The sequence below is a fragment of the Vibrio neptunius genome (genome assembly GCF_000967495.1).
Taxonomy (GTDB): Bacteria; Pseudomonadota; Gammaproteobacteria; order Enterobacterales; family Vibrionaceae; genus Vibrio; species Vibrio neptunius.
The window spans coordinates 1-1191 of the sequence record NZ_JXXU01000096.1 but is presented as its reverse complement, the minus strand read 5'-3'; the positions used below and the strand labels follow the sequence as shown (position 1 = coordinate 1191).

Sequence of the window (1191 nt, the reverse complement as noted above, 5' to 3'; positions counted from 1 at the left end):
TGTCTCGTCCTAAAATACGTTGATAGTTTTTGCTAAGTCAGCAGCGCAAGCTGCTGACTTTTTTCATGCACTTCAGTTGGCGTTCTCATTCCTAAACTTAAGTGCGGCCTCATATTATTGTAAACGTCGATTGATTCGCTAACCAAACGTTTTAAGTCTTCCAAACTTCGACATTTATATAGCAAGAACTCTTGTTTTAGAATGCCATTAACTCGCTCTGCTAGAGCATTCTGATAACAATCATATCCATCTGTCATTGAGGGAACCATTCCTGCCTGACGTAGCTTGGTTTGGTATAGCCCCGAGCAATACTGCAGTCCTCTATCTGAATGGTGGATAGCTGCATGCCTATAGTGTCGATTTTTGACGGCCATACCTAAAGCTTTGGCAACATCTGATGCTTTCATTTCGTTACTTAGCTCATAGCCCATGATTTTTCGGCTATAGGCATCGGTGACTAAAGAAAGATAATGCACACCTTGTTGTGACTCTACATAAGTAATATCACTAACGAAGACTTCTTCTGGGCGCTCTACGCTTTTGTCTTTCAACAAGTTAGGATGCTTGCGCATCCAGTGTTTACTATTCGTTGTTTTAACGTAGTTTTTCTTAGGCTTAACGAGCAAACCTTCTTTTCTCAAGTAATCGAACAGCCCATCACGGCCCAGCTTAATCCCTTGGCGTTCTAACTCGGGTTTAATAAGCTCATAGAGTTTACGTGTCCCTAGCCGTGGCATAAATTGTCGCCAGTATTGGACGAGAACTAAGACAGGGTTTAATGATTGGGCCTTCAACTTAATGCGACGAATTGCCTGATAGACGCATTGAGTTGTTATACCAAATGCTTTACATACGGTTGCTAGCTTTATGAGTCCTTTTTCTTTGGATTGCCAGAGTGTTCGGACAAGTACTTTTTTCGCAGTCCGGCTCCGTATTCATTATCCATAATGTCGACCATTCCATTTAGGACGACATTTTTCATTCGTTCTTGCTCAAGCTCTTTTTCAAGACGCTTAATTTTTTGAGCCGGCGTTTCTTTTGATCTAGGCATATCGGGCATACAAATTGGTTTTGACCAATCAAATGTACCATGTTTTCGTAGCCATTTGAGAACGGTAGATTGGCCTTGGATGCCATAATGTTTTTGTGCTTGTTTATAGGTGAACTCGCCCCTTTCTACTTGGGCTACAA

At 41.6% G+C, this 1191-nt stretch carries 1 protein-coding gene; it reads right to left on the bottom strand.

Features of this window, described 5'->3' with window-relative positions; genetic code table 11:
• Nucleotides 1-32: 32 nt before the first annotated feature.
• Nucleotides 33-1191, bottom strand: a protein-coding gene (locus TW84_RS22670; RefSeq protein ID WP_240478219.1) for an IS3 family transposase whose coding sequence is annotated in 2 segments (ribosomal slippage) — nucleotides 33-910 and nucleotides 910-1191 — 1160 coding nt annotated over the 2 segments. Because the reading frame shifts where the segments join, the coding sequence is not laid out codon by codon here. This gene is flagged as partial in the annotation.